21 protein-coding genes are annotated in these 23,879 nt (G+C 35.2%); 14 read left to right on the forward strand and 7 right to left on the reverse strand.

The features are described from left to right. Positions 1-44 precede the first annotated feature (44 nt). The 4 genes from ACT5E3_RS00890 (at position 45) to ACT5E3_RS00905 (ending at position 3,345) form a co-directional block, all read left to right on the forward strand. Positions 45-455: a hypothetical protein gene (locus tag ACT5E3_RS00890; RefSeq protein WP_444996437.1), complete on the forward strand. Its 411-nt coding sequence runs from the start codon at positions 45-47 to the stop codon at positions 453-455. 526 nt (positions 456-981) lie between these two features. After that, complete coding sequence (gene pepQ / locus ACT5E3_RS00895; RefSeq protein ID WP_444996438.1) at positions 982-2,304, forward strand: Xaa-Pro dipeptidase; 1,323 nt, start codon at positions 982-984, stop codon at positions 2,302-2,304. Between the two features lie 82 nt (positions 2,305-2,386). Next, entirely contained in the window at positions 2,387-2,983 is a 597-nt protein-coding gene (locus tag ACT5E3_RS00900) for a YigZ family protein (protein ID WP_444996439.1), read from the forward strand. Then, positions 2,965-3,345 carry a SirB2 family protein gene (locus tag ACT5E3_RS00905; protein WP_444996440.1) on the forward strand — a complete coding sequence of 127 codons (381 nt, stop codon included), beginning with the start codon at positions 2,965-2,967 and terminating at the stop codon, positions 3,343-3,345. Before ACT5E3_RS00900 ends, ACT5E3_RS00905 begins: the two co-directional genes overlap by 19 nt. Before the next feature lie 174 nt (positions 3,346-3,519). Here the strand turns inward: ACT5E3_RS00905 and ACT5E3_RS00910 are convergent, their stop codons facing one another. The 4 genes from ACT5E3_RS00910 to ACT5E3_RS00925 all read right to left on the reverse strand — a co-directional run bounded on the left by ACT5E3_RS00910 (position 3,520) and on the right by ACT5E3_RS00925 (position 7,780). Further along, positions 3,520-4,425 carry an acyltransferase gene (locus ACT5E3_RS00910; RefSeq protein ID WP_444996441.1) on the reverse strand — a complete coding sequence of 302 codons (906 nt, stop codon included), beginning with the start codon at positions 4,423-4,425 and terminating at the stop codon, positions 3,520-3,522. A gap of 103 nt (positions 4,426-4,528) precedes the next feature. Beyond that, entirely contained in the window at positions 4,529-5,821 is a 1,293-nt protein-coding gene (locus ACT5E3_RS00915) for a DUF418 domain-containing protein (RefSeq protein ID WP_444996442.1), read from the reverse strand. A 7-nt stretch (positions 5,822-5,828) separates the two neighbouring features. Beyond that, the gene (locus tag ACT5E3_RS00920) at positions 5,829-6,851 is read right to left on the reverse strand and encodes a pyridoxal-phosphate dependent enzyme (protein ID WP_444996443.1); all 1,023 of its coding nucleotides are present in this window, start codon (positions 6,849-6,851) and stop codon (positions 5,829-5,831) included. Further along, a complete protein-coding gene (locus ACT5E3_RS00925; protein WP_444996444.1) occupies positions 6,851-7,780 on the reverse strand; it encodes a GHMP family kinase ATP-binding protein in 930 nt (309 codons plus the stop codon). Before ACT5E3_RS00925 ends, ACT5E3_RS00920 begins: the two co-directional genes overlap by 1 nt. A 171-nt stretch (positions 7,781-7,951) precedes the next feature. On the opposite strand from ACT5E3_RS00925, the gene ACT5E3_RS00930 reads away from it, so the two are divergent. The 9 genes from ACT5E3_RS00930 (at position 7,952) to ubiK (ending at position 18,247) form a co-directional block, all read left to right on the forward strand. Next, positions 7,952-9,259, forward strand: coding sequence for an ATP-grasp domain-containing protein (locus ACT5E3_RS00930; protein WP_444996445.1), 1,308 nt, complete (start codon positions 7,952-7,954; stop codon positions 9,257-9,259). Further along, positions 9,260-10,096: a Rossmann-like domain-containing protein gene (locus tag ACT5E3_RS00935; RefSeq protein WP_444996446.1), complete on the forward strand. Its 837-nt coding sequence runs from the start codon at positions 9,260-9,262 to the stop codon at positions 10,094-10,096. Next, positions 10,093-11,322, forward strand: coding sequence for an MFS transporter (locus ACT5E3_RS00940; RefSeq protein WP_444996447.1), 1,230 nt, complete (start codon positions 10,093-10,095; stop codon positions 11,320-11,322). Before ACT5E3_RS00935 ends, ACT5E3_RS00940 begins: the two co-directional genes overlap by 4 nt. Positions 11,323-11,377: 55 nt before the next feature. Then, the gene (locus ACT5E3_RS00945) at positions 11,378-13,639 is read left to right on the forward strand and encodes a TonB-dependent receptor (protein WP_444996448.1); all 2,262 of its coding nucleotides are present in this window, start codon (positions 11,378-11,380) and stop codon (positions 13,637-13,639) included. Between the two features lie 39 nt (positions 13,640-13,678). Next, positions 13,679-15,748, forward strand: coding sequence for a TonB-dependent receptor plug domain-containing protein (locus ACT5E3_RS00950; RefSeq protein ID WP_444996449.1), 2,070 nt, complete (start codon positions 13,679-13,681; stop codon positions 15,746-15,748). Positions 15,749-15,943: 195 nt separating this feature from the next. Next, a complete protein-coding gene (locus tag ACT5E3_RS00955; RefSeq protein WP_444996450.1) occupies positions 15,944-16,417 on the forward strand; it encodes a Fur family transcriptional regulator in 474 nt (157 codons plus the stop codon). 75 nt (positions 16,418-16,492) lie between these two features. Continuing rightward, a complete protein-coding gene (locus ACT5E3_RS00960) occupies positions 16,493-16,846 on the forward strand; it encodes a MerC domain-containing protein (RefSeq protein ID WP_444996451.1) in 354 nt (117 codons plus the stop codon). Between the two features lie 56 nt (positions 16,847-16,902). Continuing rightward, positions 16,903-17,904: a CobW family GTP-binding protein gene (locus tag ACT5E3_RS00965; protein WP_444996452.1), complete on the forward strand. Its 1,002-nt coding sequence runs from the start codon at positions 16,903-16,905 to the stop codon at positions 17,902-17,904. A 97-nt stretch (positions 17,905-18,001) separates the two neighbouring features. Continuing rightward, positions 18,002-18,247, forward strand: a complete 246-nt coding sequence (ubiK, locus tag ACT5E3_RS00970) for a ubiquinone biosynthesis accessory factor UbiK (RefSeq protein WP_444996453.1) — start codon at positions 18,002-18,004, stop codon at positions 18,245-18,247. 12 nt (positions 18,248-18,259) lie between these two features. On the opposite strand, the gene ACT5E3_RS00975 is transcribed toward ubiK, so the two are convergent. The 3 genes from ACT5E3_RS00975 to ACT5E3_RS00985 form a co-directional block, all read right to left on the reverse strand. Further along, positions 18,260-19,954, reverse strand: coding sequence for an EAL domain-containing protein (locus ACT5E3_RS00975; protein ID WP_444996454.1), 1,695 nt, complete (start codon positions 19,952-19,954; stop codon positions 18,260-18,262). Positions 19,955-20,147: 193 nt separating this feature from the next. Continuing rightward, positions 20,148-21,599 carry a coniferyl aldehyde dehydrogenase gene (locus ACT5E3_RS00980; protein ID WP_444996455.1) on the reverse strand — a complete coding sequence of 484 codons (1,452 nt, stop codon included), beginning with the start codon at positions 21,597-21,599 and terminating at the stop codon, positions 20,148-20,150. Between the two features lie 39 nt (positions 21,600-21,638). Further along, the gene (locus tag ACT5E3_RS00985) at positions 21,639-22,463 is read right to left on the reverse strand and encodes a 2-keto-4-pentenoate hydratase (protein ID WP_444996456.1); all 825 of its coding nucleotides are present in this window, start codon (positions 22,461-22,463) and stop codon (positions 21,639-21,641) included. Between the two features lie 788 nt (positions 22,464-23,251). Here ACT5E3_RS00985 and ACT5E3_RS00990 point away from each other — a divergent pair. Continuing rightward, positions 23,252-23,761: a transcription termination/antitermination NusG family protein gene (locus ACT5E3_RS00990; RefSeq protein WP_444996457.1), complete on the forward strand. Its 510-nt coding sequence runs from the start codon at positions 23,252-23,254 to the stop codon at positions 23,759-23,761. The last annotated feature ends 118 nt before the right edge of the window (positions 23,762-23,879 follow it).

Below are 23,879 nucleotides of genomic sequence, written 5' to 3' on the forward strand. Positions count from 1 at the left end.
CTTCTGAGAATATTTATCTTAATCAGAAAGAATCAAAAAGTAACTTGCTTCATTTATATAGTGGCAATTATATTGAAAGAAATACTGTAAACCTTTTATTTGTCTCTGAATCAGGAACGAAACTAAAGTTATTTGAAAACGATCGTTTAATAACCGATATCCAATCAGCACGCTTTAATAAAGATAACTCTTATATTTTAAACAAAAATTTGTACTCTGTTGTCTCTCAAGATAGTAACTCAGATGGTTTTTTAAATAAAAAAGATCAAGTTGACCTATATGTCTCGGATTATAATGGACAGAATTTAAAGTTGATTTTTGAAAATATTAATGAGTTAGAAACGATTGGTGATAATAAATTATTGGTTACTGCTGACGAATTAAGCGGAGTCGAAATATATATTTATCATGTTATTTCGGAGAAAAAAATCAAACTCGACATTTCCATTGAATAGAGCAAATTGAGAACCTAGCAATAATGTTCAAACTAAAAACACAGAACGAACGTAAATAAAAGAAATTAATCATTTAAAACTGGTATTTAAAAAGGTGAATATTAATACTATATTGGATGATTTGGATTTGGGGAAAGGTTTATCTAATCCATTGGCTACGTTCAATAACGGAGTATTTAATGGTAAAGCTGATATAGCTAAATCACTATAAATTGTCACAATAAAAGCCGTTACTTTTGCCGCTCTTTTCGTTGTCTGACTTGTCCATAGAGCGGCTATGCACTGCGCCAGACGCCTTAATAGTGACAATAATCCCTGACTTTTCTCTATGCCAATTGATAGTGATTTAGCTATACGGTAAACAACTCCAAATATCTAGTCTTTGTGATATATAGTTAAACACAGTTCTATTATGTAGGCCCGCCATATATCATTGCACAGCTACCATAAAGGCATTAAGATGACCAACAATTCAAGGTTGGGTCTATTTATGGATCAATAAAAACTATGTTATGGAGTTATAAACGTGTCTAATTTATCTTCACTTTATGCCGAGCATTTAGAAAATCTTCTTACACGCCATCGTCAGCTTATGCAGCAAAACGATTTGGAGTATTTAATTATACCTTCTGGTGAGCCGATTCGTATTTATTTGGATGACATGGATTATCCATTTAAGTCGAGCTTTTTATTTAGAACTTATGTGCCGCTAACAGAGTCGCCGCATAGCTATGTGGTTATTGGCCTTGAAGATAAGCCCAAGTTGGTTTATTTTCAGCCTGTTGATTATTGGCATGCACCAGCTTCTGATCCTCAAGGTGTTTGGCCAGAACATTTTGATGTAAAAATTGTATCAATGCGTGGTGAAGCGCTCAGCTATTTACCTGATGATAGCGATAAAGTGGCTATTTTAGGTGAGCCAACGGAAATAACTGCAAATCTACCACGGGCAAAAAACAATCCTCAAGCATTATTAAATGCCATTTACTGGCAGCGTGCTTATAAAAGTGACTATGAGATTGCATGTATTAAGCAAGCCAATGAAAAGGCGGCGTTCGCTCACCATATAGCTGAAAAGGCTTTTCGTGAAGGTAAAAGTGAACAACAGATCCATCTGGCTTATGTCGAAGCAACTGGCATGCTTGAGCATCAAATGCCTTACAGCAATATTGTTGCGTTAAATAGCCATAGTGCGATATTGCACTACACAGAGTGTCAGTCACAACCACCTAAACAAATGAAGTCTTTTTTGATTGATGCAGGCACTACATTTAATGGTTACCATTCTGATATCACTCGGACCTATGCTTACCAGCAAGATGAATTTGCTGATTTAATTAAAGCTATGGATGAAATGCAGCTGGCTTGTATTGACTCAATCAAAACGGGACAAAAGTATCTTGATTTGCATATAGATGCTCACTTAAAAATTGCTGCAATTATTCAGCAGTTTGGTTTTGTGGATATGTCACCCGAAGCGATGTTGGAGTCTGGCGTTTCTGCAACTTTTTTCCCCCACGGGTTAGGACATTTAATTGGACTACAGGTGCATGATATTGGTGGTCAATTTGCTGATTCCTCAGGTAAGTTGAATCCGCCGCCAGCGGAGCACCCATTCTTGCGTAGCACACGTAATATGGAAGTGGGTATGGCTTTTACCATTGAACCGGGTTTGTATTTTATTGATACATTATTAGAGGCCCAGAGAAATGCTGAGCATAGTAATACATTTAACTGGAGCAAAATAGAATCCTTTATGCCTTATGGTGGCATTCGAATTGAAGATAATATTGTGATCCAAGAAAATAAGGTGCTTAATTTAACACGTGAAGCATTTGCGCAGTTATAAGTGAATTGGTTTGACTCAAAGAGTATACTAAACAGGTGTGCTCGCTATTTTTCATTACAAAAAACTGATGTCTGGATATAATGTGCCTGCCGATTCAATTGATATTGAAGAGGTCATTAAAAATAGTCAATTTATTACGCGAATCAGATATGTTGCGACGGTTGAGGAGGCGAAAGCTTTTATAAAACAGCTGAACCAGAGTTACTCTGATGCAACTCATCATTGTTGGGCATATATTGTCGGTAACCCACAGTCGACGACATTAATTGGTTGTAGTGACGATGGAGAGCCATCAGGTACTGCTGGTAAACCAATGTTAAATGTATTACAGCATGCAGATATTGGTGATATTATAGCGGTTTGTACCCGATTTTATGGCGGTACTAAATTAGGTACAGGCGGATTGGCCAGAGCTTATGGTGGCGGTGTTAAACTCGCACTAGAGAGCCTTAAGGTAAAAGAAAAAATAGACTATCAATCGGTGAGTTTGAATTTAGATTATGCTCAATTAAAAGATTGCCAGCATTTACTAAAAGATTATCAGATTGAAAATTTGCAACTGGATTACCAAACTAACATCAATATAACTTTTGATATTGCCTGTGAGCAATTAGAAGAATTTAAATCAGCTTTAAAAAATAAATTTAAAGGACAAATCGAGTGGAATACTACGCATTAGTTAAACATATACATATGTCAGCAGCTGGACTCTCATTAATAGGTTTTTTATTGAGAGGCTATTGGATGCTAACCAACAGTGTACTTCTTCAGACTAAGCCCAGTAAAATTTTACCACATATTATTGATACGGTTTTATTGGTTGCAGCGATTGTATTGCTTGTGTTGTCAGAGCTTAATCCTTTTGTGGTTAATTGGATTACTGCAAAAATCATTTTGCTGGTTGCCTATGTTATTTTAGGAACTATTGCATTGAAGCGTGGCAAAACTAAAAAGATAAAAGTGATTGCGTTTGTTGCTTCGTTAGCATCTGTTTTGGCTATTTTTGCAATTGCTTCAATAAAACCGGCACTGAGCTTTTAATCAAGGCCCTTGATAACTAAAGAAGTAGTATAGATGTTTAATCTGAGGCTGATTGTTATTGTTTTTTGCTAGAAATATTAATGCTCAGCTTTGAAGAGTGATATTGAATGCTGATTGATTATCAAATTTTACTATTTGGCAATAGGTTTACTTGTTACTTCAGTTATTTAGAAATTAACTATTATTTTGTTCGTTATTTGATAGACGTTCATCTTTTTCTTGCCATAAACGATTAACCCATTGTTGAGTCTCTCGGCGGTTGTTAGGATCATTAATATAATCACCTTTTATTGATTGTGGCGTATCAATTAACTCTGCATGGAGTTTAATTCGACGCACTCGTCCACAGAGGTAATCCCAAAAACTAAAAGCTTGTTGGTTATCTGGGTAGTCAATGGTGATATTGAGTACTTTAGTAATCTCATCTCCCATTAATGTCAGTACATAACCAATTCCGCCTGATTTAGGTTTGAGCAAATGTTGGTAAGGTGACTTTTGGCGTGCCTGTTTCTCTGCTGTAAAGCGAGTGCCTTCAGCAAAGTTCATAATAGAAATAGGGATAGATTTAAACTTTTCGCAAGCTTCTTTAGTGGTATCAAAGTCTTTCCCTTTTTTATGTGGATTCTTTTTTAAATAGGATTTTGAGTAGCGTTTCATAAAGGGAAAGTCAAGTGCCCACCAAGCAATGCCTAGTACGGGGATCCAAAATAATTCTTGTTTGAGAAAAAACTTCAAAAATGGAATTTTGCCATTTAACGTTTGTTGAAGCGCTAGTATATCGACCCAGCTTTTGTGATTGGCCACCACCAGATACCATTCTTTAGTTGATAAATTTTCAGGTAGTGTTACTTCCCAGGTAATTGGTTTGGTTAGCTTGTTAACCAGCGTATTAATGCTAATCCAGCTGGAAGCGAAAAAGTTAAGTAAATAGTTACAGAATGCTGTGATTGCTTTGATTGGAAGAATTAATTTAATGAAAGCAATAATTAATATTGGTCCAAACCAAAAAATGGTGTTAATTGTATATAGAAGTAATGTGAGGGCTCCTATAAGTTGTCCGGGCAATAATCGATACAGCATAAAGTTTAGGTGTTACGTGCTAGTCATTAATATCGACATCGATTATACGCATTTATTGCCTATCACCCAAACTTAGCGTTTAAATAATTATTACCACCTGTGGTTATTGACCTTTTAGTGGAGATGTACGCCTGTTTTTTGAAGAGTGTAAAGGACTATGTTGATGTTCTGTATAGGCCATTTTGCGCCAAATTAACTCTAGTGGCCCTTGTGAGAAGTGTTTTAGCCAATAGGCGCTAACGTAGTATTGAATGGTTAATATTGCAACTGCAAAGCCCAAAATAGTCGTAAATGCTACTTGCCCCATCAATGCTAGTCCATATCCATAGAAAAGAATAACGCAAAGGCTGGTTTGTGCTAAATAATTAGATAGCGAACAGCGACCGAGAACCGCTAGCGGTTTTAAAATTGAATGACTCAGTTGAGAGGGTTTGAATAGATAGCCTAGTAAGGCTAAGGCGATGAAAATAGCGCCTATATGATAGAGCACGCCTTGAAATACACCCAATAGCGAAGTAGAAAATGGCGAGCCGGTGATTGCTTTGATATAAGCGTAGCCAAAGCTCATGATTAATCCACTGACTAAATATTTTAACAATGTTCTATTGCCAGGAAGTTGTAATAAAGAGTCTTTATGATGAGTTTGAATGAGATATTGCTGAGCTAGATAAATTCCGGTTAAAAAGTAGGCAAGTACTTCCGGTATTCTTCCTGTTTGTAAATAACTCATTGGCCTGGGTATAGCACTCATAATATTAGCAAAAAACACATCTTGTACCCGATTAGATGTTCTTAATTCCAACAATGTTTGGTTACTATATCCTAATGATGTTTTTAGTTCAGACACTATTTGAGAAAAACTTGACCAGAACCAGTGAGTGTTTGAAAGGTATAATATCAAATGAATTACAATGGGTAGTGAAAATAAGAAGTAAATCCACCGCCGCAGGTTTTGTTGATTTAAAGATGAGAAAGATAATAGTAACAAACCTAATAGGCTATAAAGTGTCAATATGTCTCCATGCCAGATAAAAAAGATATGTAATAAACCGAATAGCAAAAGTGCTAGCATTCTACGGATCCAGAAGTTTTTAAATGAAGTTTGAATTTCATTCCGGTCAATATTAGAAAATTTCTGGTGTTGCAAGGCAAAACCAACACCAAATAAAATGGAAAACATAGCGTAAAATTTGCCTTCTACAAGCCAATCGATCAAAAAAAGAGTTGCTCTATCAACAAAGGGTAATTGTTGAATTTCAATTAAACTCAGTGAATAAAAGCCAGTAAAACTCACTAAGTTAGCAAAAAGAATTCCACATAAGCAAAAACCGCGAATAATATCGAGTTGGGCTAAGCGATCTCTAGGTTGGATTGGTTTTATCGTATTTGTTTTCATAATTTGGCTAGGCGTTAATTGAGATGGGAAGTGTTTCTAATTGAGAATTTCTATTCCAGCTCATACAACTCCAAGGAAGTTGAATTTGTTTAAGTGAGTCGATTATAGTTGGTTCTAAAGCTTGAGAACAGAGGTCGTTATTTGGGTTTTGAAAAACAGGTTCAAGATAGCGATGGCCCATATCGGCAGCAATAAATAAACAAGGATGATCAAAATTTGAATGGCACCAGTTGGCAACTGTGTAGCACGAACCTGACGATAACCCAGCAAAAATTCCATGCTTTTTTAACAAATTGACCGCACCTGCTGAGCTATAATCAAATGAAATCCAGTGAATATGATCATAAAGTTCATAACGTACATTTTTAAATGGAATGGCGCTACCGATTCCGGCAATAATAATACCGGGATCTTCAATATGTTGAGAATTAAAAGTGATACTACCAAATGGTTGAATACCATGTAGCTCGACTTCTACGCCGGCATCTCTAAGAAATGTTGTAATAGCTCCGGTTGAACATCCGGAGCCGACACCACCAACGATCGTCATTTGCGGACTATCGAAGCTATTAATAATTAAGTTAGAAAGTTCTTGGTAACCTAAGTAATGGATATCGTCGTGGTATTGCTGCATCCAATGAATATCTGAACGCTGTTTAAGAATTTCTTGAATACGTTTCACCCGATTTTCTTGATCCATTTTTAAGTTAGGCGCAGACGCAGCGGGCTCAACCGTTGCACCCATAATTTCCAGTTGTGTTTTTAATGTTTTGTCGACTGTTTTTGAAGCAATAATGTGACATTTTAAATTATATTTTTGACAAGCTAGCGCCAGTGCATAGGCATAAATACCACTTGAACTATCAAGCAGTGTATCTTGTGGTTGTATAAGATTTTTATTTAATAAAGTTTCTACGGCTTTTAATGTCGAATAAACTTTCATTGACTCAAAGCGTGCAATATAAAGATTATCTTTTAAGTGAATAATATGGGGGGTTTTTATTGCATCAGCAATATGAGAAAAAATCATTATCCTATCTCCGTTAGTTTGCAATGTCCGCCAAACTTTTTAAAAAAAAGACTGACTGACTCAATTATTTTTATATCTGGGCGTTGACAATATAAATAACCAATAGCCGAACCGGTATGAGCAGTAATAATGCCATCTGCTTGAAAGGCTTTCATTTTTTGATGAATCTCGTGAAAGCTCAGCTTTGGCATTACTTTTTGTGATAGCTCTGAACTTCGAGTAGATAGTTGACAAATCGCTTTAGAGTTTTGATGAGTAAACTGTTCAATCACGTCTTGATATAGGCGAGAATAGTGTGGCCTATTTTTTTGATAATGCTCTAATAATATTAATTTAGTATCATCGGTATTAATTGTTTTATTTTCATGCATAAATAGCGCATAGATAGGGGGAAACTTTTTGAATTGCTGAATGATCTTATGGTGTGAACTACAAAATAAAGTCGGTGTTTCAAGAAATACGCTATCTGAACGTTCAATTTCAAATAAAATTTGAAGTAGTTGTTTTAAACTCAAACTTTTTTTGTAATAGTTAGCAACACAGCGAATAATGGCAACAATGTCTGCTGTTGAACTTGCCATGCCTCGCGCCACTTCTAAATCACTATTAAACTCCCATTGACCAACTGGCCAATTCAGGTTTTTATAGCGGCAAAATATATCTAATGCCCGAAATGCTTTGTGATGTTCTGGATCGTTTAAAAAATATTTTTTGTATTCTTTTATTGAACCATGTAATTTTTTTACTGGTGTAAAATAAACGCGTGAATATTGTGGTATTAAAGATGAGATAATGACAATTTCACCAGATGCATGTTCTGATGGTCCTTGAAATAATTCACCTAAAGCCCCCCGACAAATCCCGACTTGAACAGATTTTATGGGATTAAACTGTGATGTATTTCTTAATATTGATGAGAAGTCATCCACTCACTGATCTCCTATGTAAGTCCTATGAAGCTTTGTCCTATCCAATAAGTTACTCATTGATTTTTATTCTTGTCTTCGACTTGTTTTTTGTGATATGTTATAACGTATCATATATGTGGTGATTAATACTAGTCAATTAATGATGAAAAAAATTAATTAAGGAAAACACTGATGGCGCATTTACTAATTATTGAAAACTGGGTTGAAGGAACTGGACGGTTGCTACCAAAAGCAATTAGAGAATTGGGGCATGAGTATACTTTTGTCACTCGTAACCCTGCACACTATGCGGATAAAATTTCACAAAAAACACATCCAATATTTGAAAATGCAAAACACATATTAACTTGTGAAACTAATAATATTGATGAGTTAATTCATTTTTTAAAAGCACAACATCAATGCCTGAATTTTGATGGTGTATTAACTATTTGTGATTATTATATTGATACTGTCGCGAAAGTTGCACAATCACTTAATCTACCACAAGCTTTTTCATCTAATGTTTCAAGCGAGTGTCAGAAACATTTAGTTCGACAAGCAATTGAAAAAGAAGGGTTGCCTAATCCTAAATATGTTATTGCAAAAAATTGGCAAGAAACCATTAACGGTGCTGTAGAAATCGGTTTTCCATTAATCATCAAACCATCAGACCTAGCTTCTAGTGCTTTTGTTACTTTAGTGAACAATGTTGACGAGCTAAAACAAGCATTTTCAAAGTTAGAGGCGTTTACCCATAATTTCAGAGATCAGATTAGAGAACCGATTTGGTTATTAGAAGAATATTTAACAGGCGAAGAAGTCAGTGTGGAAGCTTGTACTCATCAAGGCGTAACAACCATTATTGGGATTACAGATAAAAGCTTAACTGGCTTTCCTTACTTTATTGAAGATGGTCATATGTTTCCTGCGAAACTTGAACCTGAAATGGTAGAAAGAATTGAATCGTATGTGATTGATGTACTCAATGCTGTTGGACATGATCACGGTATTAGTCATACAGAAGTTAAATTAACTCCCGATGGATTAAGAATTATTGAAATTAATCCGCGGCCTGGCGGTAATTATATTGCTGAATTAATTCAGCGAGTAGCTAGTATTGATATGTTATCGATTCATATTGATTTAGCTTTGAATCAGAAACCTGATTTAAGCCATTTAAACAATATAAAAGGTAGTGCTGCTATCAAGTTTTTAGTTCCTGAAGAAATTGGTTTAGTTAAATCGATTAGCGGTGTTGAGTCACTGCAAAGTGATCCTAATGTTATTCGATCAGATATTAAATCACTGGTTGGTAGACAGTTAGAAAAACCAATTGATAATGCTTGTTACGCTGGTCATGTAATAGCCGTTGATCAAGATGGAGCTCGGGCTAGAGAATTTGCTGAAAAAGCTTTATCACGTATTCAAATTAACTTAGTCAATACTGATCAAATTAATGAGTTAGTTCATGATGAGTTGTTAGAGGGGACTAGATAAATGGAAACCATGATTAAATCCCCAACGCTAAGTGTTGATGATCTTATTCAAGAGGTTTTACACGGTCATTATGATGTTAGCCCAGAAAGCTTGCATGTTGTCGGTGCATTTTGGATTAGTCAGAGTACTCAATTTCCAGGGACTGAACAGAAATATCGTAATTATTATTTGCTACTTAGAGTAGAAACTTCATTTGGTGGGTGTTGTGTCGAAGTATCACAACTATCGCCGGAAGTGGCACAAGAAGTGTCAGGAAAAAATCTGGTTGAACTATTAGATAGTCAATCTCTACCAATTAGAATTGCTGCGCTGGATGCTTATTTTGGATTTATTTTTCCACATCAAGAGTCTACATTAAGTAGCAGATTTGAGTTGCCTTCGGGGACACCGCTTGAGCGAGCTATTGCTAGAGATGAAGCGATTGTCAGCTTACTTGATATTCAGCCTGAACAAAAAGTCGGTTTAATTGGAGTTGTTAATCCATTGGTGGCAGCCATTAAAAAGCAAGGTGGGGTTTGTATGCCTTGTGATTTTAATATGTCAATGACACAAGATGGTTTAGCTGTGACTCAGGATATGAAGCCACTGCTTGAAAAAGCCGACTACTTAATTGTTACGGGAATGACTTTAAGTAACGGCACTTTTGATACTATTTTAAGTGCTGCCAGAAAACGAAATATTCCACTGGTATTTTTCGCACAAACAGGCAGCAATATTATTCCCAGATTTTTATCGCATGGTGTATCAGCTGTATGCGCCGAGCCTTTCCCTTTTTCTCAATTTAGTGCAATACCCACTCCACTTTATCTATATCGAGCTGAGGAGAAAGTTGAGTGAGTAATGCGGTTGGTTCAATAACAATGTCTGATAAAAAGCGACAACAAGAATTGCGCTTTTTATTGTTGTACACCTTTATTATGGTTACAGGCTTTTTTATGCTGATGCCTTTAGTAGCGGTGCATTTTGTGAACAATGTTGGTATGACTGCAACATTGGTTGGACTCGCATTAGCGGTACGTCAGTTAACACAACAAGGGTTAACTGTTTTAGGTGGGCTTATGTCAGATCATTTTGGTATTAAGCCTGTTATGTGTTGTGGGGTTTTGTTAAGAGCAGTAGGTTTTGCTGCGTTAGCTTGGACCAATTCTCCTTGGCTGCTATTTTTCGCTTTAATTATTTCTGCTCTAGGTGGAGCATTATTTGAAGCACCTTATCAAGCATCAATTATTACTTTAACTAATGAGAAAGAACGTTCACATTATTATTTATTGAGTAATTTGGTCGGTGGTGTCGCATCTACGGTTGGACCATTATTAGGTATTGCCTTATTGCAATACGATTTTCAAGCCGTTTGTTTTGGTGCGGCTGCCTGTTTTTTAGTTAACTTTTTGATTGCTATTTTTCTTTTGCCAAGCTTAAAAAAGCAGCCTGATGAAGAGAAAGAATCGTTATTGAATAATATTCATCTGGTGATGAAAAATAAAAAGTTTATTTTTTTTATTGGCGTCATGATGGGGTATTGGTTTACCGCTATGCAAGTCAATATTAGTTTTCCCCTTTGGGCTGAAAAAATCACAGGAAATCAGGAAAGTGTTGGTGTGATGTATGCACTCAGCGCTGCAATTACTGTGTTGTTGCAATATCCATTAGTTAAGTGGTTAGAACGTTGGTTAGCCGCTCATCAAATTCTGACTCTTGGTATGGCAATTATGTCAATTGCCATTGGTATGATTGCATGGGCTAATAATTTTTCTTTATTTCTAGTTTGTATTGCTATTTTCACTTTAGGTGTTTTGTTAACCAGACCAACACAGCAAAGTATTACTGCCGCACTAGCCAACAAAAATGCATTGGGAACCTTTATGGGAGTCAGTTCTTTGGGTTTAGCTATTGGTGGTGGCTTAGGTAATTTTATTGGTGGTTGGTTATTTGACATAAGTAGCATTTATCAAATGCCAGGACTTCCTTGGTTTGTTTTTTGCTGTGTGGGCTTATTGAGTACGCTAGCAATGTTTTTAATGTTTAACCAAAGCGCTTTTAAGCATCAAGCAAGATTAACTTGAGCAACAAATGCGTGATTTTTATGAGTGACTATGTGTCTAAGGATCTGTTATGTCTATGAGTAATAAACTCATTATTATTGCTGGGTTGTTAAGTACAGCGATTTGCTATACACCTTTCAGTATTGCTGAAAACAAAACTGATGAACAAGATAAAGTGGAAGATGAAATCGCTAAAGAGGAGCCAAAAATTGTTGTTATTGGTAATGCTATTGGTGAGTTAGGTTTAAAGGATCCTTCGTCAACGGCAAGTCGACTCAATTTATCTGGAATGGAAACACCTGCCACGATTGAAATGATAGATGAATCCGTAATGCGGGCAAGAGGTTATGAAAAGCTATCTGATGCAATCGAAAGTTTACCTGGGGTAGTAACCGGAGAACATCCAACTGCGCCGTCGACATTTTCTATGCGAGGGTTCTCTCGTGGACAAATAACGGTTTTACGCGATGGTTTGTGGATAGGACCGAGTACAATGGTTATGCGGCCACAAAATGTTTTTAATCTAGAAAGAATAGAAGTGCTACGAGGTCCTTCGTCTGTGATTAATGGCGTGGGTGCTGTTGCTGGAACGGTTAATGCGATTACTAAAACGGCACAAGTTTACAACCAAGATAATATTGATTTGTTAGCTTCTTATGGACGATATAATTCTTATCATGTTGGTCTTGGTGCTCAAGGTAGTTTTAATGACTCTGCCTGGTACAATATCAACTTAAGTGATTATGGATCTGATGGTTATGTAAAGGAAACTAACCAAACATCACATAATTTAACTGCTAGTGTACTCTGGCAAATGAATGAATCTTTTTCTTTTAAATTAAGTGCTGACTATTTAGAAGATGATGTTGGTAGTTATTTTGGTACACCACTTGTGCCTACAAGTGTGGCTAAAGAACCATTAACGGGTGTCGTTTTTACTCAGCAAGGAGAAACACTTGATGCAGCAACCCGTTTTAATAATTACAACGTAGCAGATGCGGTTGCAGAATCTGATCAATTATTTTTGCGAGCTGACTTTGAGTGGCATGTTTCTGATGATGTCTTGTTGAAAAATACGACCTATCAATTTGATGCTGATCGTTATTGGAAAAATGCTGAAGGTTATGTGTATTGTACCGAGGTGATCGATGTTTGTGAAAATATTGGTGATGTACAACGTTACTACGGTTACTTTTTACTTGATCATGAACAAAATCTTATCGGAAATCGATTAACAATTAGTTTAACTTCCCAGTTTGGTGAATTAGAAAATCGCTTTGTTGCAGGTGCTGAAGTGGTTGATTTAGACTTCTCTCGTTTAAGAGGTTATCGTAGAAGTGCACCTTTAAGTGATACTGATTCTGTGGATCTTTATAATCCTCAACCAGGAAGTTATGGTCCTGAAGAAATTCGAGGAAATAGTCCTACTCAGATTGATACTTTAGCTTTTTTTGTTGAAGATGTTTTGCAATTTACATCTAAGCTTAGCTTGGTAACTGCGCTGCGTTATGATGAAATGGATCTCGAAAGACAAAATTTCAATGCCTCAGGCGTTTTAGAAAATAATGGTTTCGATAGAAGTTATAACTGGTCTAGCTGGAGAGTCGGAACGGTTTATCAGCCACATGAAAATTTAAGCTTATATGCACAATATAGCAATGCTAAAGATCCAATTAATTCAAATATATTTCTGGTTAATGCCAATCAAAACTTTGATTTAACCGAAGCAACTCAATGGGAAATTGGTTTAAAAAGTGTTTGGCTTGACGGAAAGGCAGAGTCGACAATTGCTTATTATGACATCGAAAGAGATGATATTTTTGAGCGTTTTTCACTGGATAGTGTCACCAATGTTGGCGGGCGGACATCAAACGGTTTTGAATTTTCTTTAACAATGCATCCTAACGATCATTGGCGATTTGGTGCCAATACGGCTTATACCAATGCTGAGTTTAAAAAGTCAGCAAATTTTGAATTATTGGCAGGTAATACACCACCTAATGTTGCCGAGTGGACTGCCAATACTTGGCTGAGTTATCACAATATTGCTGATCTACCATTAGAAATTGGATCGTCGCTGCATTATGTCGGTGATCGATTTGGTGATAACCCCAATACCGTCACAATGAAAAGCTATTGGTTAACGGATTTATTTGCCGCTTGGCAATTTGATAATTATCGTTTATCTGCAAGAGTTGACAATCTTTTGGATGAGGAATATGTGCAATGGTCAGATGTTTTTTATTTGCATCAAAATAATCCCAGTTTTATTTATGCTAATCAATTAATGCTTGGTTCTCCTCGAACTTATCGCTTAATGTTTGAAATAAATTTGTAAATAAAAATTTAAACGAAATGGTTTTCGTCGAGAAATTTAATGTTGAATTTTAATAAAATGTTTAAATGGTTAGTTAGTCTGACTCTATTTTTGAATATTGTTTTATCGACAATAGTCATTGCTGATGCTAACCATGAGTTAGAATTAAAGAAAAATAATGAGGTTTATTCTGTTGAATTTTTTACAAGTTATGCACCACAGACTGCTTTAGATATGGTGTTAAGGTTGCCTGGCTTTACTTTGCAAGAGGAAGAGGATGTACGAGGATTTGGTGCTACTGCGGGGAATGTTTTAATTGATGGTATTAGACCGCCATCAAAATCGGGTGGTATTAAAAATGCATTATTACGTATACCCGCTTCTCAGGTTAAGCAGATTGAAATTTTAAGAGGTATTAATAATGCTGGTGATGCTGCTGGACAATCGGTTGTTGCTAACATAGTGAAAGCCAACAAACTTTCAGCTAAACGCTGGCAATTGATATTAGAAAATACGGCGGGTAATGGCGGTAAACTTTATCCTCAAAGCGAACTCAATTTTTCAACAATGTTAGATGAGTGGAAGTCTTCATTTAAACTAAATGCTTCGAAAGAGAAATACCCCAGGGATGCTTCTATTGTTAGTGTTGATGCTCAAGGAGAGTTATTAACAACTCAAAAAGAAGAGCAGCCTAGTGAGTTAAATGAAGTTTTTTTATCGAGTGATTTAAGTAAAACAATTAAAAATGATACTTGGCAAATTACATCGCAAATAGGATGGAGTCAGTATCGTCCAGATACAAAACGCTGGATATATAATCAACGTCCAGTTTCTCAAATGGCTGATAGTTTTTATCATAATGAAAAAAATAGTCAGTATTATTCAGGAGAAGTCGGAGTTGATTGGGCTCGCGAATATAAACAGTGGACATGGCGTTTGTTGGGGTTAGCTAATTGGCAAAATTGGTGGGTTGATGCTTTATCTAGAGAAGAATTGCCCGTTGAATTTTTTTTGAAGGGCACTAAGCTCAGGTTTGACGAACATAAAAAAGAAAGTGTCATTCGAACAACATTGAGCAAAAAAGCTGAAGCGGGTTTTAGTCACGAATATGGACTAGAAATTGCTTATAATCAAATGAATAGTTCTCTTCAATTAGATTCTATTAATACCAATAATGATGTGATTGGAAAAATTAAAGCAAATAATGCATTTGTAGAAGAATATCGTAGTGAAGCTTTTGTTAATGCAACCTGGGCTCTTAATGCTTACTTAATTAAGTTGGGATTAGCAGGTGAGTATTCTCAAATTTCTGTGACAGGGGATTCTGATAATGAACAATCACTGGTTTATTGGAAACCTTCTTTAGCAATTAATTATAACTTAAGCGAATGGACTCAATACAGATTGATGTTTGGTGCTTTGGTCGGTCAGCTAGATTTTAGCGATTTTGCTGCTAGCGCTGATTTAGTGAATGACCGACTTTTTTTTGGCAATCCCAAGTTAAATCCAGAGCAAACGACTCGAATGAGTTTTTCATTTGACCATCGATTTAAAGAAAGAGGAGCGGTTAATTTAGAGGTTTATCATGAATGGCGAAAAGATGTGCTTGAGCAGTTAGCATTAACAACCGGTGAGCAATTTTTGGGTAATGCAGGCAAAGCTAGACTATGGGGCGTTAATACGGTGTTTAATTTACCGCTGGATGGGTTGATTAACGGTGGCCTTGTCGAAATTACAGCAGATTGGCTTGATTCTGAATTTGATGATCCTGTGATTAGTGATAGCAGAATGTTGACAGAATTAGAAAATCCTCAGGTTAAGATCGACTTTCGCCAAGATTTTAGTCAGTTTCGTTGGGGAGTTGGTTATAGCGGTTATCAAAAGAGCGAAACTTATTATGTTGATGAATATGATGTAATAAAAGATAAACCAAGATGGAATGCTTTTATAGAAACATCGGTATTTGAACAACTAAAAGTACGTTTGGAGGTAGAAAACTGGGGGAAAGAACGCCAATATCGAGAGCGTTTGTTATATACCGATAATCGTGGTGGTGAACTAGCGAGGTTTGAAAAGACCGACAGAGTGAGAGGAGAAAGGATTAAATTAACTATCGGTGGTGAGTTTTAAGCAGGTTGCATAAATTTAGTATATTAGGTTTAAGAAAGTTGGTAATAGACTAAAATTAACTTGAGAAAAATAACGCTTCTATTCATACTTGTCATTAGACTACCAATGACCAGCTATCGTATTTGTAGCTATGTATGCTTAGATTTGATGGAGCTTACATAGCTAAATGCTGGAATAGATTAAAATACTAGCATAATGAGCCGTTCAAATATTAATCAATCAATATCTAAAGCCGAATCTATCTGCCAAGAAACAGGCGTTAAATTAACGGTAAAACGAAAAAATGTACTAACAATACTATTACATTCAAATTTACCATTATCAGCTTATGAGTTAGCGGAGGAATATAAGGTTCATTTCGAAGAATCTTTGCCAACAATGTCGGTTTATCGGATGTTGGATTTTTTAACTCAGGAAAATCTTGCTCATAAATTAGCTTCTACAAACAAGTATGTGAGTTGTTCTCATATTGCTTGTGAGCATCAACATGAAATTCCACAGTTCTTAATTTGTGATCAATGTCAGAGCGTGAGTGAAATTGGAGTTAAAAAAGAAATTATTAAAGCACTTAATCAAAGTGTAAAAAAAGTTAACTTTTCTCTTAGTAGTCAACAGCTTGAGTTACACGGCATATGTGAAGTATGCCAGAAGAAAGCTTCAAAAAAATAGTAAATTAGTTGTGTTTTTGTTTATATTTATCTAATCTTAAAATGATATGATATATCGTATGTTTTAGAGGTGGTTATGAAAGATATTCTTGGTATGATTGTTTCGGGTGTTTGCATTTGTCACTGCTTATTCACACCTATACTATTAAATCTTATGCTTATTGGTACAACAGCTGACTTATTGGTATTTGAGTATTTTCACTTTATGGTCCTTGGATTAGCAACTATTTTAGGAATATACAGTTTTTCTTTTTCCTATAAAAAGCATTATTCTTTGGTTCCTTCTATTTTAGGTGTTGCAGGGCTTATTTTGTTATTTACTGCTATCTACCAAAGTTCTTTTTGGGAGACTTTATTAACATTAGTTGGTGGCCTATTACTTATTTTGGCGCACTGGAAAAATAAAACGTTGCAGTATTATTTTATTTAATAATTTGTTTTTTTAATGGGTATCTGCGTGTTTATTTATTTAAGCGTATAATTGATATGAAAAAATCATCTCAACTGATTGATGTTAACATCATCACTGGTTTTCTGGGCGTTGGAAAGACTACGGCTATACAAATGTTAATCCAACAGAAACCAAAAGGTGAAAAATGGGCTGTTTTAATTAATGAGTTTGGTGAAGTTGGTATAGATGGTGGTTTAGTAAGTGGCCAGCTTACAGAAAAAGATCAACTATCAGCCAAAGTTTTTGTCCGGGAAATTCCCGGTGGTTGTATGTGTTGTGCATCGGGATTGCCAATGCAAGTGGCACTTAATCAGTTAATTCAACAAGTAAAACCCGATCGTCTGCTGATTGAGCCAACTGGCTTAGGGCATCCAGCAGAAATTATGTCTGTGTTATCTAATGAAATTTATCGTCGTATACTCTCGATTAAAACGGTTATAACTTTAGTGGATGCCAGGAAAATAGCAGATCCTCGCTATACTTCTCATGAAACATTTAAACAGCAAATTCAGATTGCAGATATTGTGGTTGCTAATAAATCAGATTTATATGTTACTAATGAAATAGAACAGTTAAAAAAATTTCTGGTTAATTCGAATGATGTTAAAACCGTTGAGTCCACTCAGCAAGCGAAGATACCAATTGAATGGCTTGACCTTCACTATAATACTGAACAAAGTAATCCTAATAAAACACACTCTCATGCTCATCAGAGCGTTGCAGAGTATCAACTACCTGATAGTGGCTATTTAAGAATCGACAATACCGATGGAGAGTATCATAGTAGCGGTTGGATTTTTGATGCAAAATTAACCTTCAAGCATGAAGCTGTACTTGCTCTTTTGAATAGTTTATCGGTTGAGCGAATAAAAGGTATTGTAATTACAGAAAAAGATATTCTCGGCTTTAATTTATCTGAAAAGGTTTTAAGTTATTATTCTATCGATGAGGTAATTGATAGTAGAGTAGAGGTGATTGACATAGATCCTAGCCGTTGGAAGGGACTGGAAGAAGAGCTACTTCACTGTATAATTTAATTCTCTTTCCTGACAATATAAGATAATTCATTTATACTAGTGGCGATTTTGAAAAATTATGATAATTTAACCTAGATAACAAAGTGAGGCTTTTTCAATGATAGATGCAAAGAAAATTGATGAAATAGCTAGCAAATTGAGTGAAGCCATACCGCCTGGAGCAAAAGCTTTTCAGCAAGATATCCATGCTCAGTTTAAACAAATATTACAAACTATGATTGCAAAAATGGATTTGGTTACACGTGAAGAATTTGACGCACAAACTAAAGTTTTGGCTAGAACTCGTCAAAAAATTGAAGATTTAGAAAAAATTGTGGCAGCTCTAGAAGAGAAACACAGATAACCGAATCGGTATTTAGTTTACTGCTTTATAGCATTTATGGGTTTGAGCTAAATATGACTCAAAATCTGATATTGGCATTGGTTTAGCATAAAAGAACCCTTGAATATAATCACAACCAATTGCTTTTAAATGTGAAAGTTGACTTTCTTCTTCAACCCCCTCAGCCACAACTTTAATACCTAATTTATGTGATAAATCAATCATAGCTTCAACAATAGCCAAGTCTCTTTGATCGCTGACTAAATGATTAATAAAAGCTTTGTCAATTTTAAGTATGTCAGCTGGAAAGTTTTTTAAGTAGCTAAGTGAAGAATAACCTTTTCCAAAGTCATCAAGTGCGACAGATATGCCAATGCTTTTTAGCTCACTGAGTAATTGACTATTTCGTTCAACATGTTCAATCATAATGTCTTCGGTTAGTTCTACTTCTAAATTATTGGCATCTAATGAGCTAGCCTGTAGAGCAAGATAAATGTTTTCTTTCAGGTTACCTGTTTTGAAATGAGAGCCTGATATATTAACCGAAAAGCGTAGTTTTCCATATTTATCTGTTAGCTTTTTAGCTAGTTGACAAACCTGATTTAATACCCAACTTTCAACACCGACCAATAATCCTAATTCATCAAGCAGAGGAATAAATACATCGGGAGCAATAAAACCATATTTGGGATGTTTCCACCTTAATAATGCTTCTGCACCAGCAATTTGATCGGTGGAAGAGAATATTTGAGGCTGTAGATGTACATCAAACTCTCTATTAATTAAAGCTCTTCTTAAATTTCTTTCTAGTTCGAGTTTAAGCTTAGCTTGTTTATTAAGTTCTCTGGTGTAGAAATGAAACTGGTTTCTACCAATTTCTTTCGCTTTATGTAACGCCATTTCGGCACTTTTTAGTAAGGTTTCAGGATCTATTCCACATTCGGGAAAACTGGCGATACCAATACTGGTGGTAATAAAAAGCTCATGTTCTCTAATGTTAAAACTGGCTTGAAAAGCCTCTTGTATTTTTTCTGCGACTAATGCTATATTTCTGCACTCACCGCCATTTTCTAAAAGAATGGCAAACTCATCATTACCTAATCTTGCCACAATATCGGTTTCTCTGACACAGGCTTTCAGTTTTGTCGAAGTTAACTTAAGTAATAAATCGCCAACTTCATGACCGAGAGAATCATTGATAAATTTGAACTTATCTAGATCTAAAAATAAAATGGCGAATTGGCCTGCTGAGCGTTTAGCTAGACTTATAGCATGTTCTAAATGTTGGTGGAGCAAATATCGATTTGCTAAACCCGTTAAACGATCATGTGTAGCAATGTGGGCTATTTTTGCTTCTGTTGCTTTGCGTTGAATCGCATGTCTTATTGCATGATTTAAAAATGCTGAAGTTAGTTCGGGTTTAGGTAAACAGTCATCTGCACCAATATTGAGTGCATAATAGTCAACTTGCTTATCATATTTATCGGTCAGTAACAGTGTTGGTTGAGTTAAGTCTAATTGAAGGATCTGATTTAAAAAATTCGCTGATGAATTTTGATTGAGTGAGTCAGAAAGCAACAATACATCAAATTCAAATTGTGATAGCTGTTCAGGAACAATTGAAGTTTGTCTCTGAACATGATATTCGACAGAGTTAAAGTTTTTTAAGGTGCTTTCAATGTTAAGAAAGTCTTGCTGATTACTTTCGACTAATAATACTCTTATCATTTCAAGGGCTGTTTCCGACAGCGAAGTTACCCTCCAAAAATTTTTTTCAAGCAATTATTGACATCAAGTTACTTTGAAAATTTTGATAGGTGATTAAGTTAATTATCTAAGTATAGGCATAAAATGTAGTGCATGAGTAAAATTTACTGGTTATAAATTATTGATTTAAGTCAATTTATTAATCATTAAAAGACTAATTAAGATACCAGCGATAAATTAACCGATGAATTAGTTTTTTATAAGGCGGATAAACATATTTTGCTGAATTAAGGTAACCGCGTTTAAAAATTGATTTTTTGTGTGAAAAAGTTAAAAATCCATCGCGTCCGTGATAGCTCCCCATGCCTGAAAGACCAACGCCTCCAAAGGGTAAATCGTTCTGTGCAACTTGTGTTGCAGCATCGTTGATAGCAACACCACCAGAATGAGTTGAATAGAGCATTTGATCGACTAAAGTTTGTTTATTGGTGAATAAATAGAATGCTAATGGTCGAGGTAGTGAGTGAATAATACCCAGTGTTTCTTCCCAATTTTTATATATAACAATTGGTAATAACGGCCCAAAAATTTCTTCTTTAAGCACTTGCATTGAAAGATTGGTGTCTGTAATCAGGGTTAGAGGCATTTGTCTGGGAAGTGAGGTGTCAGTGTTTGCAAGAGGAATAATTTTAGCCCCCTTTGTTTGAGCATCTTCTAGTAATTTTACAATTCGTTGATATTGTTCATCATTAATAATGGAAGTGTAATCTCCGTTCGACATTTCAGGGTAAAGCACATTAAACTGTTTTTTCATTTCTGAAATAAGCTCTGTTAGTTTATTTTCAGGGCAAAGAATGTAGTCAGGGGCGACACAGTGTTGTCCACTATTTAGACACTTTCCATACAATAAACGTTCAACAGCAAAACTGATTTTAATATCGGGGGCAATGATGGCTGGTGACTTACCGCCTAATTCTAAGGTAACGGGTGTCAAATTGTTTGCAGCCGAAACCATTATTTGTTTGCCGACTTCTGTTGAACCGGTAAATAACAGATGATCAAAAGGCAGTTGAGAGAACTGTTTTGCAACTTCTGCATTACCTTCAATGATAAAAACTTCGTCTTTCAAAAATGCTTCACTAATAATTTCATTAAGCACTCGATTACAATAAGGGGAGTGTTCAGAAGGTTTAAGCATGACTCGGTTGCCTGCTGCGATTGCTGCGGTTAGAGGCGCAAATAATAAATAAACAGGAAAATTCCACGGAGCCATAATGCCAACAACCCCAAGAGGTTGATACATAACACGAGCTTTAGCTGGCTGAAATAATAAATCGACGGAACGTTTTTCTGAGCGCATCCAGCATCTTATATTTTTTCTGGCATGCTTGATATTGATGATAGTTAATAATAAATCGGTTAGTAGTGTCTCATCGGTTGAGCGGTGACCAAAATCAGCACAGATAGCCTTAATTAGTTTGTCTTTATATTTAATAATGGCTTTTTTAAATGCTTTGAGTTGTTGCTTGCGTAGTTTTTCCTCAGGAAAAGGCATTGTTTGAAATGCTTTTTTTTGTATTTGAAAAACTTCCCGTGCTTCGAGTATTTTTTGTTGAGCATATTGTTTTTGTAATTCAATATTATCTTTATTTATCGGTGATAGCATTGGCTTTACCTATATTTCTTAGCTAATTGCTATGAGAATTTAATTAACTTTAAATAATATATCACCTAATGGACCAAAATTGGCGTGGTAATTGCCTTTTTGGGCTGGAACCATTTTGCCCAATGCCCCAGTAATTAGAAGGTCTCCTTCTGATAAAGTGTAGCCTTGTGCTAGTAGATGATTAATTAGCCAGTATAACGCTTGCCACTGATCTCCCAGTGCATCTTTAGCATTACCTGTAAATAATGTTTCATTTTGATAAGTGAGTCTCGTTTTTATTTGGTTAATATCAGGGAGTTCTTTGAGTTTCAGTTTATTACCTACCAAATATTGGTGCGAAGCTAAGTTGGAAGCGATTAAATCCAATCCTGTTAGCTTTTTAGGATTTGCATAACCTAAGTTGGGTAATTCAATGACAGCTGCAACAGACTCTATCAAACTGCTGAGTTGTGTCAGGTTTTTAATCGGCTTTTTAATTGGTTGAGACAAAATAAATCCAATTTCAGTTTCTATCATGAGTTTTTTCGCTGAATTTAAATTAACAGTCTGAGTATTACTGAGATAACCACTGGAAAATAATGTTCCTGATAAAGCTTGTGAAACATTAAGTTTTTTCTGGCTGGCTTTTGAAGTTAGCCCAGCCTTATAGCCTGCAATAGGATCTGTTTGTTTACGTATGTCGACATAAAACTTTTGAGTCTGATAAGCGCTGGTTTCAGTAGCTGAAGGTGAATCTGCTAAATAATGAGGAATCAATTGCTGACTTTGGTCAGTTTTGAGTAACTGTTGAACAAAAGCTTCTTCCGCTGCTAGTGGAGAAACAGCTATAAGTAAAGAGAATAAAATAACTAGTTTTTTGATCACATTAATACCATATATCGACCCATTAATGCTTCAAATATACTAATCATAATAGGCTCTGTCTACCCATAGAGCTAGTCTAGATATTCACTATTTCAGGTGTAAGTCAATTTGGTGAAGCTTAAAATTTTGATTTAGTATAGAGGCTGGACTTTTTATTCACCGATTTTGAATTATTTGAACTTAAATAATTTCGTTATAATTCTATTTAACACACTCCTTAATTTTATATGTTTTTTCATAGAGATGTCGTTTTTCTAAGCAACAATAACTCATAAATTTTATTTTTTGAAAAGTGATTTTAAATATATAGCGCGCAAAATTTTCAATTTGCTTTTTTTAGTCACTTATGGATTTATTTAAAATCAAGCTAATAACTGTGTCGAAGCGCTAGTTTCTTTGTATTGTTACTGCTTTAAATAAATCTATATAAAATAAAAATTATTAGCGCTTAATAAAACAAATAACACTTTAAAGAGTCTGTTAAAGTTAGAGGGTTATTTTTAAATATTGAATAGTGAGAAAATATAAATTATTTCGCATCGAACATGAATTAAATTATTTCGATTTATTTATATTTATTGGATATTTATTGATGCAAATATCTCAAAAATGGTATTGATGAGGTTTTGAGATACGTTTATATTATGCGTGCCTATTATTTTAGAACAGTTTTAGAATATTAAAATTTCACGTGAAATAATTAATGTTGATAAGCAAGATTTTAATAAGAAAGACTAAAGTAAGAAGGACTAAGGCTAATGAGAAGGATTAATACTAGTGAGTAAATTATGAGTGTTTGGTTTGTTTTATATTGTAAACCGAATAAGGATGCTGCCGTCGAAAGGAACCTGTTAATACGAGGCTTTGATGTATACCGTCCGATAGTTAAAAAAGCTAAGTCAGGTCAAGGTGGAGCAAAGTCCTTTTATGAAGAGTCGCTTTTCCCCCGCTATCTTTTTTTGAAAATAAATCCTGATGAAACATCAGTCACGCCTGTCAATTATACGCCTGGCGTTATTGGGTTTGTGCGGTTTGGTGATAAATATTCAACAGTAGATGAAACTGTTATTTTGAAAATCAAAGATTATGAATTAGCGCAACTATCGAGCGAAAATGATAACTGTGACTTTAAAAAAGGCGAACTTGTTTACATTAATGGTGATGGTTTTTCTGATATTCTGGCTACCTTCTGTGAATCTAGGAGTGATAATAGAGTCATTGTTTTATTAAATATGTTAGGGACAATGTCGGCGACTTCGGTGCCTAAAAGTTACATTAGTAAAACATCCAATTATTAAAATTAAACTCAATGTTAGTGAAAAAGTATTTGGCTTTTTTACTGCGAATTTAGATGTGTCGAAGAATTATGTGAACTCTATTTAAATATCAATATATAGAGTTTTTTGATCCAGATAT

It is taken from the genome of Aliikangiella litoralis (genome assembly GCF_052495765.1).

Excerpts from the sequence above, each read along its gene's own strand:
- ACT5E3_RS00910 (WP_444996441.1), bottom strand. The coding sequence starts at position 4,425 with ATGCTGTATCGATTATTGCCCGGACAACTTATAGGAGCCCTCACATTA.
- ACT5E3_RS00915 (WP_444996442.1), bottom strand. The coding sequence starts at position 5,821 with ATGAAAACAAATACGATAAAACCAATCCAACCTAGAGATCGCTTAGCC.
- ACT5E3_RS00920 (WP_444996443.1), bottom strand. The coding sequence starts at position 6,851 with ATGATTTTTTCTCATATTGCTGATGCAATAAAAACCCCCCATATTATT.
- ACT5E3_RS00930 (WP_444996445.1), top strand. The coding sequence starts at position 7,952 with ATGGCGCATTTACTAATTATTGAAAACTGGGTTGAAGGAACTGGACGG.
- ACT5E3_RS00935 (WP_444996446.1), top strand. The coding sequence starts at position 9,260 with ATGGAAACCATGATTAAATCCCCAACGCTAAGTGTTGATGATCTTATT.
- ACT5E3_RS00945 (WP_444996448.1), top strand. The coding sequence starts at position 11,378 with ATGAGTAATAAACTCATTATTATTGCTGGGTTGTTAAGTACAGCGATT.
- ACT5E3_RS00950 (WP_444996449.1), top strand. The coding sequence starts at position 13,679 with ATGTTGAATTTTAATAAAATGTTTAAATGGTTAGTTAGTCTGACTCTA.
- ACT5E3_RS00955 (WP_444996450.1), top strand. The coding sequence starts at position 15,944 with ATGAGCCGTTCAAATATTAATCAATCAATATCTAAAGCCGAATCTATC.
- ACT5E3_RS00960 (WP_444996451.1), top strand. The coding sequence starts at position 16,493 with ATGAAAGATATTCTTGGTATGATTGTTTCGGGTGTTTGCATTTGTCAC.
- ACT5E3_RS00965 (WP_444996452.1), top strand. The coding sequence starts at position 16,903 with ATGAAAAAATCATCTCAACTGATTGATGTTAACATCATCACTGGTTTT.
- ubiK (WP_444996453.1), top strand. The coding sequence starts at position 18,002 with ATGATAGATGCAAAGAAAATTGATGAAATAGCTAGCAAATTGAGTGAA.
- ACT5E3_RS00975 (WP_444996454.1), bottom strand. The coding sequence starts at position 19,954 with ATGATAAGAGTATTATTAGTCGAAAGTAATCAGCAAGACTTTCTTAAC.
- ACT5E3_RS00980 (WP_444996455.1), bottom strand. The coding sequence starts at position 21,599 with ATGCTATCACCGATAAATAAAGATAATATTGAATTACAAAAACAATAT.
- ACT5E3_RS00990 (WP_444996457.1), top strand. The coding sequence starts at position 23,252 with ATGAGTGTTTGGTTTGTTTTATATTGTAAACCGAATAAGGATGCTGCC.